This is a genomic window from Methylobacterium sp. FF17 (assembly GCF_025813715.1).
GTDB lineage: Bacteria > Pseudomonadota > Alphaproteobacteria > Rhizobiales > Beijerinckiaceae > Methylobacterium > Methylobacterium flocculans.
The window spans coordinates 2,332,937-2,346,810 of the sequence record NZ_CP107532.1; the positions used below are offsets into that span (position 1 = coordinate 2,332,937).

The 13,874-nt window shown below is 70.8% G+C and carries 18 protein-coding genes; 15 read left to right on the forward strand and 3 right to left on the reverse strand.

Features of this window, described 5'->3' with window-relative positions:
• Nucleotide 1: 1 nt before the first annotated feature.
• The 5 genes from OF380_RS10760 to OF380_RS10780 all read left to right on the forward strand — a co-directional run bounded on the left by OF380_RS10760 (nucleotide 2) and on the right by OF380_RS10780 (nucleotide 2,227).
• A complete protein-coding gene (locus OF380_RS10760) occupies nucleotides 2-403 on the forward strand; it encodes a hypothetical protein (protein ID WP_264050745.1) in 402 nt (133 codons plus the stop codon).
• Between the two features lie 82 nt (nucleotides 404-485).
• Nucleotides 486-977 (forward strand): rod-binding protein, encoded by a 492-nt coding sequence (locus tag OF380_RS10765; protein WP_264050746.1) that lies wholly within the window; start codon nucleotides 486-488, stop codon nucleotides 975-977.
• 10 nt (nucleotides 978-987) lie between these two features.
• Nucleotides 988-1,317: a flagellar protein FlgN gene (locus tag OF380_RS10770; RefSeq protein ID WP_264050748.1), complete on the forward strand. Its 330-nt coding sequence runs from the start codon at nucleotides 988-990 to the stop codon at nucleotides 1,315-1,317.
• 15 nt (nucleotides 1,318-1,332) lie between these two features.
• Nucleotides 1,333-1,779: a hypothetical protein gene (locus OF380_RS10775; protein ID WP_264050749.1), complete on the forward strand. Its 447-nt coding sequence runs from the start codon at nucleotides 1,333-1,335 to the stop codon at nucleotides 1,777-1,779.
• Nucleotides 1,780-1,906: 127 nt separating this feature from the next.
• Entirely contained in the window at nucleotides 1,907-2,227 is a 321-nt protein-coding gene (locus OF380_RS10780) for a DMT family transporter (protein ID WP_264050750.1), read from the forward strand.
• A gap of 31 nt (nucleotides 2,228-2,258) precedes the next feature.
• On the opposite strand, the gene OF380_RS10785 is transcribed toward OF380_RS10780, so the two are convergent.
• Complete coding sequence (locus OF380_RS10785; RefSeq protein ID WP_264050752.1) at nucleotides 2,259-4,958, reverse strand: heparinase II/III-family protein; 2,700 nt, start codon at nucleotides 4,956-4,958, stop codon at nucleotides 2,259-2,261.
• Between the two features lie 220 nt (nucleotides 4,959-5,178).
• On the opposite strand from OF380_RS10785, the gene OF380_RS10790 reads away from it, so the two are divergent.
• The 10 genes from OF380_RS10790 to fliP all read left to right on the forward strand — a co-directional run bounded on the left by OF380_RS10790 (nucleotide 5,179) and on the right by fliP (nucleotide 11,866).
• A complete protein-coding gene (locus tag OF380_RS10790) occupies nucleotides 5,179-5,565 on the forward strand; it encodes a flagellar basal body protein (protein WP_264050753.1) in 387 nt (128 codons plus the stop codon).
• Nucleotides 5,565-5,981, forward strand: coding sequence for a flagellar basal body rod protein FlgC (gene flgC / locus OF380_RS10795; protein WP_264050754.1), 417 nt, complete (start codon nucleotides 5,565-5,567; stop codon nucleotides 5,979-5,981). Before OF380_RS10790 ends, flgC begins: the two co-directional genes overlap by 1 nt.
• 8 nt (nucleotides 5,982-5,989) lie before the next feature.
• On the forward strand, nucleotides 5,990-6,328 hold the full coding sequence (locus OF380_RS10800; protein WP_264050755.1) for a flagellar hook-basal body complex protein FliE: 339 nt from the start codon (nucleotides 5,990-5,992) through the stop codon (nucleotides 6,326-6,328).
• A 56-nt stretch (nucleotides 6,329-6,384) separates the two neighbouring features.
• A complete protein-coding gene (gene flgG / locus OF380_RS10805) occupies nucleotides 6,385-7,173 on the forward strand; it encodes a flagellar basal-body rod protein FlgG (protein ID WP_264050756.1) in 789 nt (262 codons plus the stop codon).
• Nucleotides 7,174-7,334: 161 nt separating this feature from the next.
• Complete coding sequence (gene flgA, locus OF380_RS10810; protein ID WP_264050757.1) at nucleotides 7,335-7,802, forward strand: flagellar basal body P-ring formation chaperone FlgA; 468 nt, start codon at nucleotides 7,335-7,337, stop codon at nucleotides 7,800-7,802.
• Nucleotides 7,802-8,905, forward strand: a complete 1,104-nt coding sequence (flgI, locus tag OF380_RS10815; protein WP_264050758.1) for a flagellar basal body P-ring protein FlgI — start codon at nucleotides 7,802-7,804, stop codon at nucleotides 8,903-8,905. Before flgA ends, flgI begins: the two co-directional genes overlap by 1 nt.
• A complete protein-coding gene (locus OF380_RS28765; RefSeq protein ID WP_264050759.1) occupies nucleotides 8,902-9,732 on the forward strand; it encodes a MotE family protein in 831 nt (276 codons plus the stop codon). Before flgI ends, OF380_RS28765 begins: the two co-directional genes overlap by 4 nt.
• Nucleotides 9,732-10,451, forward strand: a complete 720-nt coding sequence (gene flgH / locus OF380_RS10825; RefSeq protein WP_264050760.1) for a flagellar basal body L-ring protein FlgH — start codon at nucleotides 9,732-9,734, stop codon at nucleotides 10,449-10,451. Before OF380_RS28765 ends, flgH begins: the two co-directional genes overlap by 1 nt.
• Before the next feature lie 30 nt (nucleotides 10,452-10,481).
• Nucleotides 10,482-10,988 (forward strand): flagellar basal body-associated FliL family protein, encoded by a 507-nt coding sequence (locus OF380_RS10830; protein WP_264050761.1) that lies wholly within the window; start codon nucleotides 10,482-10,484, stop codon nucleotides 10,986-10,988.
• Between the two features lie 86 nt (nucleotides 10,989-11,074).
• Nucleotides 11,075-11,866, forward strand: coding sequence for a flagellar type III secretion system pore protein FliP (gene fliP, locus OF380_RS10835; protein ID WP_404810575.1), 792 nt, complete (start codon nucleotides 11,075-11,077; stop codon nucleotides 11,864-11,866).
• Between the two features lie 208 nt (nucleotides 11,867-12,074).
• On the opposite strand, the gene OF380_RS10840 is transcribed toward fliP, so the two are convergent.
• Together OF380_RS10840 and OF380_RS10845 are read right to left on the reverse strand one after the other, a co-directional pair.
• Entirely contained in the window at nucleotides 12,075-12,824 is a 750-nt protein-coding gene (locus OF380_RS10840) for a cysteate racemase (RefSeq protein ID WP_318784601.1), read from the reverse strand.
• A gap of 20 nt (nucleotides 12,825-12,844) precedes the next feature.
• A complete protein-coding gene (locus OF380_RS10845; RefSeq protein ID WP_264050763.1) occupies nucleotides 12,845-13,738 on the reverse strand; it encodes a LysR family transcriptional regulator in 894 nt (297 codons plus the stop codon).
• Nucleotides 13,739-13,874 lie beyond the last annotated feature (136 nt).

Genomic DNA, 13,874 nt, shown 5'->3' on the forward strand with positions numbered 1-13,874 from the left:
GATGACCACGCGCCTGCGTCTCCAGCGCGCCCAGCGCCTGCTCAAGGTCCAGGAGCAGATGCGGGGACTGGCCGAGCGGGACCTCGCCCAGACGCGCGCGCGGGTTGCCAAGGTGGAGGCCGACCGGGCCGCCATGCTGGCGACGCTCGCGGGCGAGACCCTGCACGGCCTGTTCCTCGAATCCGCCGCCCGCCGCCTGCGGGCGCTGGCCGGGGAGGCCGGCGACCTCGCCGCCACCGCTGCCCGGCAGGCCGAGACGGTGCGGGAGCGGGGGCTCGCCGAGAAGCGGGCCGAGCGTCAGGCGGAGGGGCTCGCGACGCTGCGCGCCCGCGAGCGCGAGCAGGCCGAGATGCGCGACCAGCTCGACCTCATGGTCGCCCGCGCCGGAACGCGTCCGGACTGACCCCGTCCGCCGACGCAAGCCTGCCGAAAGCCACGCGGTCTATCCCTTCCGGCAACCGGCACCTCTCGAACCCCCGCCTGCCATGAGCATCTCGCCCCCCACCGATATCGTCCTCGACGTGGCCCGCGCCGCCGATCCGGGCCGCGTGCAGGAGGCCGCCGCCAAGCTGTCGGCGCCGGGCACCGATCCGGCCGCGTTCGGCGACGCCTACCGCATGGCCGGCACTTCCGTGCACATGCCGCTCGACGCACGGGGCGCGCTCACCGCCCTGCAGACCGACAATGCGGTCTCCGGCGCCGGCAAGGCCGGCGACCCCTACAAGCAGTTCGAGGCCTTCGTGCTGCGCCAGTTCGTCGAGACGATGATGCCGTCGAAATCCAATGCCGTGTTCGGCAAGGGCAATGCCGGCGGCATCTGGAAGTCGATGCTGGCCGACCAGGTCGGCACCCAGATCGCCAAGGCCGGCGGGCTCGGGATCGCCCGGATGCTGGAGGCGGCCCGTCCGCTGACCCCGCCCGCCGCGACCGTGGCCCCCGCCGCCAAGACATCCGCCACCAAGACATCCGAGGTTTGAGGCGCCCCCCATGCTGATCGCTTCCCTGAAGCGCCTCGAAGCCACCGTGGTGGCCGAGACCGAGGCGCTCTTGGCCCATCGCCCCATCGACCAGGAGGCGGTGAACCGGCGCAAGAGCCAGAGCCTGCTCGAACTCACCCGCCTGACGCGGGGTCTCGACCCCGACCTCCTCGACCCCGCGGCGGTGGACCAGCTCCTGCACCTGCGCGGCGTCCTGGAGCGCAACCAGGACGCGGTCGGGCTGCACCTGCGTGCCGTCGAGGAGATCTCCGGCATCGTCGCGGATTCGATCCGCGAGGCGGAATCCGACGGCACCTATTCCGCCCACGTCCGGCGCTGAGGTCCGTTGCCCCCCATGCGCATCCTCATCAGCGGCCTGTGGATCTGCGGCCTCACCATCCTGTCCTGCTACGGCGCGGTGACGTGGGGCGCCGGGTTGTTCACCAAGAAGGCGGAGCCCTACCTCGAAGGTCTGCAGTATCAGAAGCTGCCGCCCATCAACGTTCCGATGGTCGTGGACGGGAAGATCCAGGGCTACATCATCGCGGTTCTGGTCTTCACGGCGGATGCGCGGCTGATGCACACGCTCTCGGTGCCGCCCAACGCCTTCGTGGTGGATGAGACCTTTCGGCAGATCTACACGGACCCGGCGATCGATTTCAAACGTCTGTCCCGCTACAACGTCACCCAGCGCCTCGCCGAGATCCGCAAGCAGGTCAACGCGCGCCTCGGCTCCGAGGTCGTGAAGGACGTGCTGGTGGAGGAGTTCAACTTCGTCCCCAAGCGCGAGGTGCGCTCGTAAGGAACGTCCGCCCGCGGCTCGGTTGACCGGCTCCCGGACGACCCCTATCACGCCCCCCGCGAGGCCACGTCCTCCCCCGTTCGCGGGTCCAAGTCCGGGACGGCCCGGCCCTTTCAGGAGGGTCGCCATGGCCTGGTTCTATCTCATCGTCGCCGGCCTCCTCGAGGTCGTCTGGGCCTATGCGATGAAGCTCTCGGACGGCTTCACGCGTCCCTGGCCGACCCTGCTCATGGCGGTGGCCATGGCTGGCAGCGTCGGTCTCCTGACGCTCGCCATGCGGACCCTGCCGCTCGGAACGGCCTACACGATCTGGACCGGCATCGGCGCGGTCGGCGCCTTCGTGGTCGGCATCGCCGTGCTGGGCGAGCAGGCAAGCGCCACCCGGCTCGCCGCCGCCGCCCTGATCGTCTCCGGCCTCGTCCTGATGAAGCTGTCGAGCGCCCACTGATCCGGCCCGATCGGCGCGCGTCGGGGGCGGCTCAGACCACCGGCGCGATCCCCTCCAGCAACGCGGTCAGGCGCCGGTCGGCATCGGCGTCGGCCGCCAGGGCGAGGCCGCCGCAGACCGTCCCCGTTCCGGCGAAGGCGTAGCGCAGCACGCTGGTGGGCTGGAGGCCGCCCTTCGGCGCCGAGACGAAGCCCCGCAGGGCGCCCGGATGCGCGTTGCAGCCGTTCTGGATCGTCAGACCGGCGGCGCGCCCCGCCAGGGTCACCGGCGAGAGGGAGAGGCGGGCGCGGCCCGCCTGCGCCATGGCCCGGCGCGGGCCGGCCAGGGCCACCAGGATCTCGGGCGACAGGTGGACCGCGCCCTCGAAGGCGACCGGCCGGTCCGCCACGGCGAAGCGGTCGATCACGGCGAGGCCCGAGAGGTCGTCGAGCACGAGGAACAGGCGCCGGTGCACGTAATCCGGCCCGTGCACCCCCGTGGCGAGGCGGTGGAGCGTGGCGCCGGTCAGGCGCTCGGCGCCCAGATAGCGGGCCGGGCCGGAACCGGCCGGGCGCTGGTCCGGCACCGCCACGTTGTGGCCGGCCTCCGAGAGCAGGTGGTGGCGGGCGGCGCCGGCCTCGATCAGGCTCGAACCGCCGGCCTCGACGATCCAGCGGACCCCCTCGCAGGCATAGGTGAAGGAGCCCGCATCGCGGTGGCCCGGCCCCTGGCCCTGGCTCGCGAAGGTGCAGGCGAAGTGGCCCCAGCCGCGTCCCGGCGCGTCGTTGCGCAGGGCGATCATCCCCGCCGCCGGATCGACGCGCCCGCTCGGGGCTTCGGTTTCGGCACGCGGCTGGCTCGGCCGCTCGCGGCTGGGCCGCGCCTGCCCGGACCAGCGCTCCGCCGTCAGCACCAGGTTCGCGCCCGTGCCGAGGCGTCCGATCCAGCCGGCGGCATCCTCGCCGTGGGGGGTGTCGCCGAAGGGCGGCAGGCGCCCGCCCGGATCGAGCATGCCCGAGACGCGGGGAAGTCCCGCCGCCACCGCTCGCTCGAGGCGCGCCTTCAGGGCGGCCTCGCCCGCCTCCGCCGGATCGAGGGCGAGGCCGAGGGCGCGCAGCAGCGTCAGCAGTTCGAGGCGCTGGTGCAGGGACGGATCGGCGAACCGGCCCTCCTCGTCGAGGAGGGGCGCGATGCCGGTCCCCAGGGCGGCCCGTGCCAGGGAGAGCCAATGCGCGGAGAGGGGCAGCAGCGGCAGGGCGAGGGCCACGAGCCTCAGGGTCGCGGCCGCCTGGACCTGATGGATCGAACGGCCGAAGGTGTTCTGGCCCACGATCTCGGCCAGCGCGAAGCCGTGGCGCACAGCCTCGCCGGTAAGGGTGAGGGAAGCCGGGCCGCCGGGCCGTCCGGCCCTGGCCAGCAGCCGCACGAAGGTTTCGGTGCGCGCGCTGAGGGCCGAGGGATGCAGGGCGAGCCCGTCCGCCGGCGCGCCCCAGGGATTCGCCCGCGACCACGAGAGGGCGAGCGCGAGGGCGCCGGTCGCGCCGCCCGGCGCCTCCGCCATGGCCCCGAGCCAGCCGAGCGACTGGTACTCCAGCCGCCAGGGCACCGAGCGGAACGGGTCCTCGCGCCAGTCCGGCGCGTCGGGCAGGGTCCAGGCCGGGCCCGCGCCGAGGCGCAGGACCCGGTCGAGGCCGGCGGCGCGGTGGCCCTCGCCGCGCTGGAGCGCGCGCGCGCGGGCCAGCACCGGGGCGAAGGCCGCAACGGCGTCCGGCTGCGGGCACCAGCCCGCCAGCGCCGCGCCGGGCAGCGACAGGCGCTCGGCGAGGCGGGCGAGGAAATCCGTCGCGTCGAGGAGGTCGTCGGCGCACAGGCTTTCCAGCCGCATCCGCTCGTCCAGGGCGACCTCGGGCGCGGCGAGCAGTTCCGCCTCCGGGCCGTCCGCCTCCCAGGTGGCGAAGCCGACCGCCACCCGCGCGGCCCCGGCCGGGGGCTGAAGTTCCAGGGTGAAGCGGCGCGCCTGCTGATGGGCGGACAGGTCGATGAGCGCGCCGAGCGCCGGCACGGAGATCGTTCCGGGATAGGGCGGGGGGAGCTCCGCCCCGGCCCGGTCGCGGTAGACGATGCGCGCCAGCGCCGCGTGGCTCCCCGGTTCCGGGGTGTAGAGCTGGCCTCGCAGCACGAGGCCGCAGCCGGGGACCAGGGCGTGGTCGATCCAGAGGGGCTCCGGGCCGAGCCGGTGCCGGGCTCGGGGGATCTGGGTGGGAGCGGGCGGTTCCGCGGCCCCCTGGCGCAGCGTCGCCTCCGACACGCAGAAGGCGCGCGTGTTGCGCCAGGACCGGATCGTGACCGTGACCCGGCTCGCCGGCGCCGGCACCCGAAAGGCGAACTGGACGAGGCCGGCCCGCGCTCCCTGCGCCTCGGCCGGCAGGTAGGCAGGACCTGCGATCCAGACGCCGTGCGGATCGAGCAGGGTCCGGTCGAGACCCGGCACATGCTCGAAATCGAGGCTGGATCCGTCCTCGGACAGGACATCGATGCCCGCCAGGGCGAAATCGAGGGCGGCCCCGGCGGCTTCGTCCGCATCCCAGGCGAGGCGGAAGGCGAGGTGGCACCACGCCTCCGGCACGAGGCCGTCGAACGGCAGGACCACCCGCGACCAGCGGTTCTTGGCCGGCACGCGGTGCTCGCCCTCGCCGGGGCCGGGTCCGGCGCCGCCGGCATACCGGACGGAGTCGGGCGATAGGATGCGCACGGTCGCGTCCGCCTCGCTCAAGGGGCAGGCCCGGTCTGGAGCGGGGAATGGGACATCGGCGGATCGGGCGTGGGAGTGGGAGCGGGAACCGCCCAGTCAGGGTCACTGAGGGGACCGGGCCACGCCCTGTCAAGCCGCGCCGGACCGGCGGGACCCGTCAGCTTCGGACAAGATTGGCTCCCTAAGGATCGGTCATGAACGATCGGGACCGGAGCCGGCTGTGACGGGCATCTATCTCCTCAACCTCGCCTCGCAGCAGGCCCGCTACCTGGGCGTGCGCCAGGCGACCATCGCGAGCAACGTCGCGAACGCCAACACGCCCGGCTTCAAGGCGCGCGACGTGGTGCCGTTCTCCGAGGTGATGGCGCAAACCGCCTCCACGGGCATGACCATGACGGCGGCCATCCACGTGACCGAGGGCGTGGGCCGCATCCCGACCAAGCCGATCCCGGGCACCGAATCCTGGGACGCGCTGGCGACCTCGAGCAGCGTCAGCCTGGAGCAGGAGATGCTCAAGGCCGGTGAGGTCAGCCGCCAGCACAATCTGAACATGGGCATCACCAAGGCCTTCGACCGGATGCTCAAAGCCGCCGTGAGGGGCTCCTGATGATCGACCCGCTCTCCGCCTCGACCCGGCTCGCCAGCGCCGGGCTGGAGGCGCAGTCCCTGCGCCTGCGCATCGCCGCCGAGAACGTCGCCAATGCCCAGTCCGTCGGCGACGGGCCCGGCGCCGACCCCTACGTGCGCAAGACCGTGACCTTCCGGGCGGCGATGGACCGCGCCCTCGGGAGCGCCTCGGTGGCGGTCCAGAAGGTCGGCACCGACGACGCGCCCTTCCGCATCGAGCGCGACCCCGGCAACCCGGCCGCCGATGCCGAGGGCAACGTGAAGCTGCCCAACGTGAACATGCTCGTGGAGATGGCCGACATCCGCGAGGCCAACCGCTCCTACGAAGCCAACGTGCAGGTGATCAAGCAGGCTCGCGCCATGGTCGCCAGCGTCATCGACCTCCTGCGAAACTGAGCCTCCCGATGATCGACGCCCTCACCTCGCTCGCCGCCTTCGACCGCGCCGCCGGCATCACACGCGCCGATGCGGCCGCGCCGGTCGCCCGGGCCAGCTTCCCCGCGATGCCGGCCACCGCCGGCGCGGGCACCGATTTCGGCGACGTCATGGCCCAGCTCGCCACCGGCCTGCGCACCTCGCTGCGCACCGGCGAGGCCGCCGCCATCTCGGGGATCCAGGGCAAGGCCACGACCCAGCAGGTCGTCGAGGCGGTGATGGATGCCGAGCAGAGTCTGCAGACGGCCATCGCCGTGCGGGACAAGGTGGTGGCCGCCTATCTCGAACTCAGCCGCATGCCGATCTGACGCCTGATCCGAACACGTCTCGCAGAATCTGACAGAAGCGACGGGAATCCGCCGACATGAGAGCGCTCGCCATCGCGGCCACGGGCATGAACGCCCAGCAGATGAACCTCGAGGTCATCGCCAACAACATCGCCAACCTGAACACCACGGGGTTCAAGGGCGCGCGGGCCGAGTTCACCGACCTGCTCTACCAGGCCGAGCGCCAGCAGGGCGTGCCGAACCAGGCCGGCCAGGAGCCGGTGCCCGAGGGCGCGATGCTGGGCCTCGGCGTGCGCACCGCCGCCATCCGCAACCTGCACCGGCAGGGGCCGCTGGCCAACACCGCCAACCAGCTCGATCTGGCGGTGAACGGCCGGGGCTACTTCCAGATCACGAACCCCAACGGCGAGATCAACTATACCCGCGCGGGCTCGTTCAACCGCAACAACACCGGCCAGATCGTCACTCTCGAAGGCTATGCCCTCGACCCGGCGATCCTGATCCCCAACGGGGCCGTGGACGTGGTCATCAACCAGTCGGGCCAGGTCTTCGCCAAGATCGACGGACAGGTCCAGGCCCAGAACCTCGGCCAGATCACCCTGGCCAACTTCGCCAACGATTCCGGCCTGGAGCCGCTCGGCAACGGCCTCTACCGTGAGACGGCGGCCTCCGGCCAGCCGGTCACCGGCGTGCCGGGCGACCCGAGCTTCGGCAAGCTCCAGCAGGGCTACCTCGAGAGCTCGAACGTCGATCCCGTCAAGGAGATCACCAACATGATCACGGCCCAGCGCGCCTTCGAGATGAACTCGAAGGTGATCCAGGCCGCCGACGAGATGGCCGGTACGGTCTCCAAGGGCATCCGGTAGCCAAGGGCCTCCGGTAGCAGAGCATCGTTCGTCGGGGCCTTCACCGGGCGCCATCCGACTTCTCCGAACCCCACATCCGCGCGGCGACGACGGGAGGCACCTCGCCCCCGCCGGACCTCGCGGCCGCCCGTCCGGGCATCCTTCAAGGGCGCGACTTCGTCATGGGTTTTCTCAAGCGCGCCGGGCGGCACCTCGCGGCCCTCGGTCTCGTCCTCGGCGCCGGCGCGGCCAGGGCCGACGACCTGCTGCTGCCGGTGCCGACGGTGACGATCTATCCCGGCGACACGATCAAGGCCGCGATGCTGCGGATCCAGGCCTATCCGGAGACCTTCAAGGCGCGCTCCGCCGTGGTCGATGCGCCCATGGCGATCGTCGGCCGGGTCGCGCGGCGGATGCTGCTGCCCGGCGAGCCCGTGCCGGTGAACGCCATCGACGACCCGCGCCTCGTGAGCCGGGGCACGCCGACGCAGATCGTGTTCGAGGAACAGGGCCTGCTCATCACCGCGGTCGGCGCCCCGCTCCAGAACGGCGGGCTCGGCGACGTCATCCGCGTGCGCAACACGGACACCAACCGCATCGTGCTCGGCACCGTGATGGCGGACGGGCGAATCCGGACCGGGGACCGCTGATGCGCCGCTTCCTGGCGCTTCTCGCGGCCCTCCTCCTCGCGCTGCCGTCGCCCGCCCACGCGGGCACCCGGATCAAGGACATCGCCACGCTGAAGGGCGTGCGCGACAACCAGCTCGTGGGCTACGGCCTCGTCACCGGCCTCCAGGGCACGGGCGATACGCTCCGCAACGCGCAGTTCACCGAGCAGTCGCTGCAATCGATGCTCGACCGCATGGGCATCAACGTGCGCGACGCCCGCCTGCGCACCCGCAACGTCGCCGCCGTGATGGTGACGGCCGACCTGCCGCCCTACACCGGCATGGGCTCGCGCATCGACGTGACCGTGACCTCGCTGGGTGACGCCACCTCGCTGAAGGGCGGCACCCTGCTGATGACGCCCCTGATGGGGGGCGACAGCCTCACCTACGCCGCCGCGCAGGGGCCGCTGGCCGTCTCGGGCTTCACGGTCGCCGGCCAGGCCGAGAGCGTGACGCAGGGCGTGCCGACGGCGGGGCGCATCCCCAACGGCGCCCTGATCGAGCGCGAGGTCCCGGGCACCTTCCGCGACCTGCCCGAACTCGTGTTCGAATTGAAGAACCCGGACTTCAAGACCGCCACCATGGTGGCCGACGCCATCAACGCCTACGCGGTGAGCCGGTTCGGCCGCCGCGTCGCCGCCCCGCGCGACCAGCGCGCCATCGCGCTGACGCGCCCGCACAACATCGCCCAGACCCGCTTCGTGGCCGAGATCGGCGACCTGACCATCAACCCGGACACGCCGGCCCGCGTGGTCGTGGACCAGCGCACCGGCACGGTGGTGATCGGCCGCAACGTCCAGATCTCCACGGTGGCGGTCACGCACGGCAACCTCACCGTGCGGGTGACGGAGGCGCCCGAGGTCTCGCAGCCGGCGCCGTTCTCGAACGGGCAGACCACGGTCGTCCCGCGCACGGAGGTGGCGGTGAACGAGCAATCCGGCCGCATGGCGATCATCGGCGGCTCGGATCTGCAGACCCTGGTGCGCGGCCTCAACAATGTCGGGCTGAAGCCCAGCGACATCATCTCCATCCTCCAGGCGGTGAAGACCTCCGGAGCCCTCCAGGCGGAGCTCGTGGTGCAATGAGCCGGGTGACCACCCTGAGCCTTCCGGGCGAGCCGGCCCGGCTCGTCGTCCACGGACGGATCCAGACCGGGACCGGTCGCTGGCTCGCGCTGATGGCCTTGCGCGTGCTCGTGGTCCTCGCGATCCTGGCCGCCGCCTCCCTCGCGCTCGGGACGGCGCGCGCCGTCGACGGGCCCCGGGTGGTCTCGGGCACCAATCCCGGACCGTTTCCGAAGGCTGCCACGCCGAAGCTCTCCGTCGCGGCCAAACCCGTCGACAAACCCGTCGAGAGATCCGTCGAGACCACGGGCGCGATCGAAGCCCGGGCCGACGCGGCGAAGCCGGCCGAGCCGGCGCAGGCGGCCGAGGTCAAGGTCGCGGAGGTGAAGGTCGCGGAGGCGGAGCCGGCTAGGCCGGTCGCCGGTCCCGCGCCCAAGCCCCCCGCCTATTGCGCCAGCATCGCGGATGCGGCCGCCGATGCCCGTTTCACCTGGCAGAAGGAGCAGCTCAGCCTCCTGGAGAAGCAGGTGGAGGAGCGCATCGCCAAGCTCGAAGCCAAGCGCGCCGAGTACGAGACCTGGCTCGCCCGCCGCAACGCCTTCCTGGCCAAGGCCGACGAGGGCGTGGTGGCGATCTACACCAAGATGCGCGCGGATGCCGCCGCGCTCCAGCTCGCCAACATGCCCGACGAGGCCGCCGCCGCGATCCTGACCAAGCTCAACGCCCGCACCGCGAGCGCGATCCTGAGCGAGATGGAGGCCGCGCGCGCCGCGCAGCTGGCCCGCATGATGACCGAGATGGGCAAGAACGATTCGGGCAAGAAAGCCCGCGAGAGCGAGAAATCCTGATGATCTCCCCCAAGGCGGTACGGGCCGGCTGTCTGGCGGCGCTCCTCGCGCCGGCGCTCGGCGCCTGCAATTCCAACCTCGACCGGATGGGCCAGCCGCCGCTGCTGACCCCGATCGGCACCGGCCTGCAGCCGCCCCGCGAGGCCCTGCCCACGACCTACGGCGCCCTCGGGCGGCGCAGCTACCACTCCACCTGGTCGCCCACCAGCGCCGAGATGTTCCAGGATCCGCGCGCCCGCAACGTCGGCGACGTCATCACGGTGTCGATCCTCATCGACGACAAGGCGCAGTTCGGCAATTCGAGCGACCGCTCGCGCAGCCAGAAATCGAGCCTCGGCTTCGATTTCAGCTACGGCGTCTCGGCCCTCACGGACACGGCCACCGCCGATACCGGCATCCGCTCGGGCACCGAGACCAAGGGCGCGGGCAACATCGACCGTTCCGAGGTCCTGCGCCTCCAGGTCGCCGCCATCGTCACCGAGCAGATGCCCAACGGCAACGTGGTCATCAGCGGCTCGCAGGAGGTGCGGGTGAACAACGAGGTCCGCGTGCTCACCGTGGCGGGCATCGTCCGGCCGCGCGACATCTCGCGCAAGAACACCATCGACTACGACAAGATCGCGGAAGCCCGCATCTCCTACGGCGGGCGCGGCCGCATCACCGACGTGCAGGGCCCGAGCCTGGGCCAGCAGGTCTTCGAGACCCTGGCGCCGTTCTGACGGCGCGGACCCGGGACGGAGGACGCGCGCATGGCGGCCAAGGACACCAAGACCGACGACAAGACGGATGGGAAGAAGGGGGGCGGCAAGGGCTGGATCGCCGCCCTCGCGCTCACCAGCCTGGTCGCCATCGGCACCGGCGGGGGCTTGGGGATGTACCTCCTCTCCACCGTCGAGAAGGCAGTGGACGTCAAGAAGAAGGACGAGGAGGACCGGGCGGTGAAGGTGTTGAAGTACACCGGCGACGTGGCGCTCCGCAGCGTCGGCTCGGTGGTGACCAACCTCGCCGACAGCAGCGACGCCTGGGTCCGCCTCGAATCCTCCGTCGTGTTCCAGGCCGGCGCCGTGCCGAACCCGGACGTGGCGCTCGCCGAGATCCGCGCCGACATCGTGGCCTACCTGCGCACCGTCACGATGCGGCAGATCGAGGGCGCCAGCGGCCTGATGCACCTGCGCGAGGACCTCAACGAGCGCGTCGCCCTGCGCACCAAGGGGCAGGTGCGGGAGCTGATCGTCGAGATGTTGGTGGTGCAGTGATGGCGCGCGATCCGCACCGCGACCTCCCGAAACTTGCTGGGCCTTCGTGCTGGCCCGGCGACGGTCTTCGCGCACCGCGTGGTGCCGTGCGGCCTGCGCTGCGACGGGCGGGAACACCCCTGAAACGCCTCATTCTCGCGGGCCTCGCCCTCACCGCCGCCCTGGCGCTGACCGGCGCGGCCGCCGCCCAGTCCGCGACGGGTCTCCCGGCCCTCGACGCCCTGCTGCCGGCCGGCAACGGGGCGGCGAGCGGGCGCATCCTGCAACTCGTGGCACTGCTCACCGTGCTGTCGCTGGCGCCGGGCCTGCTCGTGATGGTGACGAGCTTCACGCGCTTCGCCATCGCGTTCTCGTTCCTGCGCTCGGGGCTCGGCCTCCAGAGCACGCCGGCCAACATCTTCCTCGTCAGCCTGTCGCTGTTCATGACGTTCTACGTCATGGCGCCGACCTTCGACCGGGCCTACAACGAGGGCCTGAAGCCGCTCACCGAGAACCGCATCTCCGAGGAGGAGGCGATCCCCAAGCTCGTGGAGCCGTTCCGCGAGTTCATGGTGCAGCACGTGCGCCCGAAGGACCTGCAGACCTTCACCGATCTGGCGAGCCGCAACATCCCCAAGGCCGAGGGCGGCGAGAAGATCGACCTGCGCATCCTGATCCCGGCCTTCATGATCTCGGAACTGCGCCGCGGCTTCGAGATCGGCTTCCTGATCGCGCTGCCCTTCCTCGTCATCGACATGATCGTCTCCACCATCATCATGTCGATGGGCATGATGATGCTGCCGCCCACCGTGATTTCGCTGCCGTTCAAGGTGCTGTTCTTCATCCTCATCGACGGCTGGAACATGCTGGTGGGGGGATTGGTGCGATCGTTCTTCTAGGGTCTGGGTCGAGCGCGCTTGGCGGAGTGCGGGCGGGTTTCGACCCGTTGCGGAAGCCTGGACCGTCCGCTTGCAGGCTGCAGGGTGAGACAGTGCCCTACGGTTGGAATGGTTAGATTCTCGTCGGCCGCTTCCGAGTACGGGTGGAGAGCGTGCCGCAGGGACCGGCGTTGCGCGGTCGCAACGCGGCCGACGAAGCGCATTGATGTCAGGCCGCGAAGGCAAGCTCAGAGGTGGTGGCGGCCTTGCAGGCGCGGACGCAGGCACGGGCGAGCGCCTCTGTCGCGTCCACCAGCTTCGTGCGCAACGTCTCTTCGACCGATGCCAGTGCCACGGGGATCTCCGTGCAGGCCATCACGACTTGGCTGCAGCCTGCATCAATCAAGGCTTCAGCCTGCACCTGAAGGATATCCGCGGCCCCGGCGATCTGCCCCGCCTTCACCAGACGGATCGCCTGCATCACCGCGTCCTGACCGACCGCGTCAGGCACGCGGCACGACAAGCCTTTGCAGGATAGACGCTCCTCATAGAGCCGGCCCTCGATGGTGCTGGTTGTGCCCAGCACACCAATGGAGTCGCCCTTCTGCGCGATCAGCTCGCAGGTCACTGCGTCCACGATGTGCAGGATGGGAAGCGGCGTCTCATACTGGAGGTCGCGGTGCCACATGTGCGCGGTGTTGCAGGGGATGGCAATGCAGGTCGCACCTGCAGCCTCCAGCCGCCGCAGGGCGTCGCGCATGGCAGGAAGCGGATCGGCTCCCTCACCCCGGAGCGCGGCGTTGCGGTCCGGGATGTTCGAGGCGGAGCACACAACCATCGGGATGTGGTCCTGATCGCAAGCCGCAGGGGTATTACGAACGACCTTCGCCATGAAATCGACCGTCGCCATCGGACCCATTCCACCAAGCACACCGAGCATCGCCGCCTCCTGTTGTGCAAGCACGATGCGCGGCGCCAACGGGCGGGTCCAATGCCGTCTCAGTCCGGCCTATTCCGATCCTGCATAGTTCCGGCGATAGCCTCTGCCGCCTCCCAGACGGCCGACACAGCGGCGCGGCGATGACCGGCATTCCTGTAGAGGCGCACCTCGAGAGGCATGGCCTCGCCCAATGCGATCAGCCTGCCTTCGGTCAGTTCAAGCCCGACGAGGCTACGCGGTAGCCACGCCAGTCCATGACCCTCCAGAGCCATGAACTTTAGCGCCTCGGCCATCGCATTTTCGTTCGTGTGGGCGATCACTGCGGCCGGTCCGCCGGCCTGCGCCTGGGCGAAGGTCGCCACGCGGCCCAAGAAGGAGTTCTGCGAGTAGCTCAAGAGCGGCAACGGCGCGTCCGCCGCCGCCGGGCTCCGCACGGCCACAAGGCTGTCGGCCCCGACCACCCGGTGTGGGAACTGCACAGGGTCGAGCAAGATCGGCACGCTCGGATGGTGGAAGGTTAGCAAGAAGTCGTAGCCGCCCTCAACAACGGCCTGGATGCATGTGTGGAAGTCGTCGGGCAGCAGTCGGCTTCCCAAGGGCCCGGTCCGAGCCTCGATCTGCCGGAACCAGCGGGGGAAGAAGCTCAAGGCCAGGGTGTGAAGCGCGGCAACCGCTACGGTCTGCTTGTTCGGTTGGACGCTGGCCTGCAAGGCGGCGCGGCTGCCGTGAAGCATGCGCACGGCTTCCTCGGCCGTCTCGCGGAACTCCCGCCCGGCTGGCGTCAGCGAGGTCGGATAGGTGCTTCGGTCGATAAGGGCGACCCCGAGCCAGGTCTCCAGTGCCTGGATCCGACGGCTGAAGGCGGATTGGGTGATGTGGCGCTCCCCGGCCGAGCGCGAGAAATTGCCAGTGCGGGCGAGGCTGACGAAGTCCTCAAGCCATTTCAATTCCATGATCGTTCGAGACTAACGCGATGGCGGGGCTGTGACCAACCTCCTGCCGTGCCCAGGAGTCAGGATGATCGACCTCGCACGAATGACTGCTTGCGGAACAGAGGCCAAAGCCCGCTTTCCCACCCAGGCCGGACCT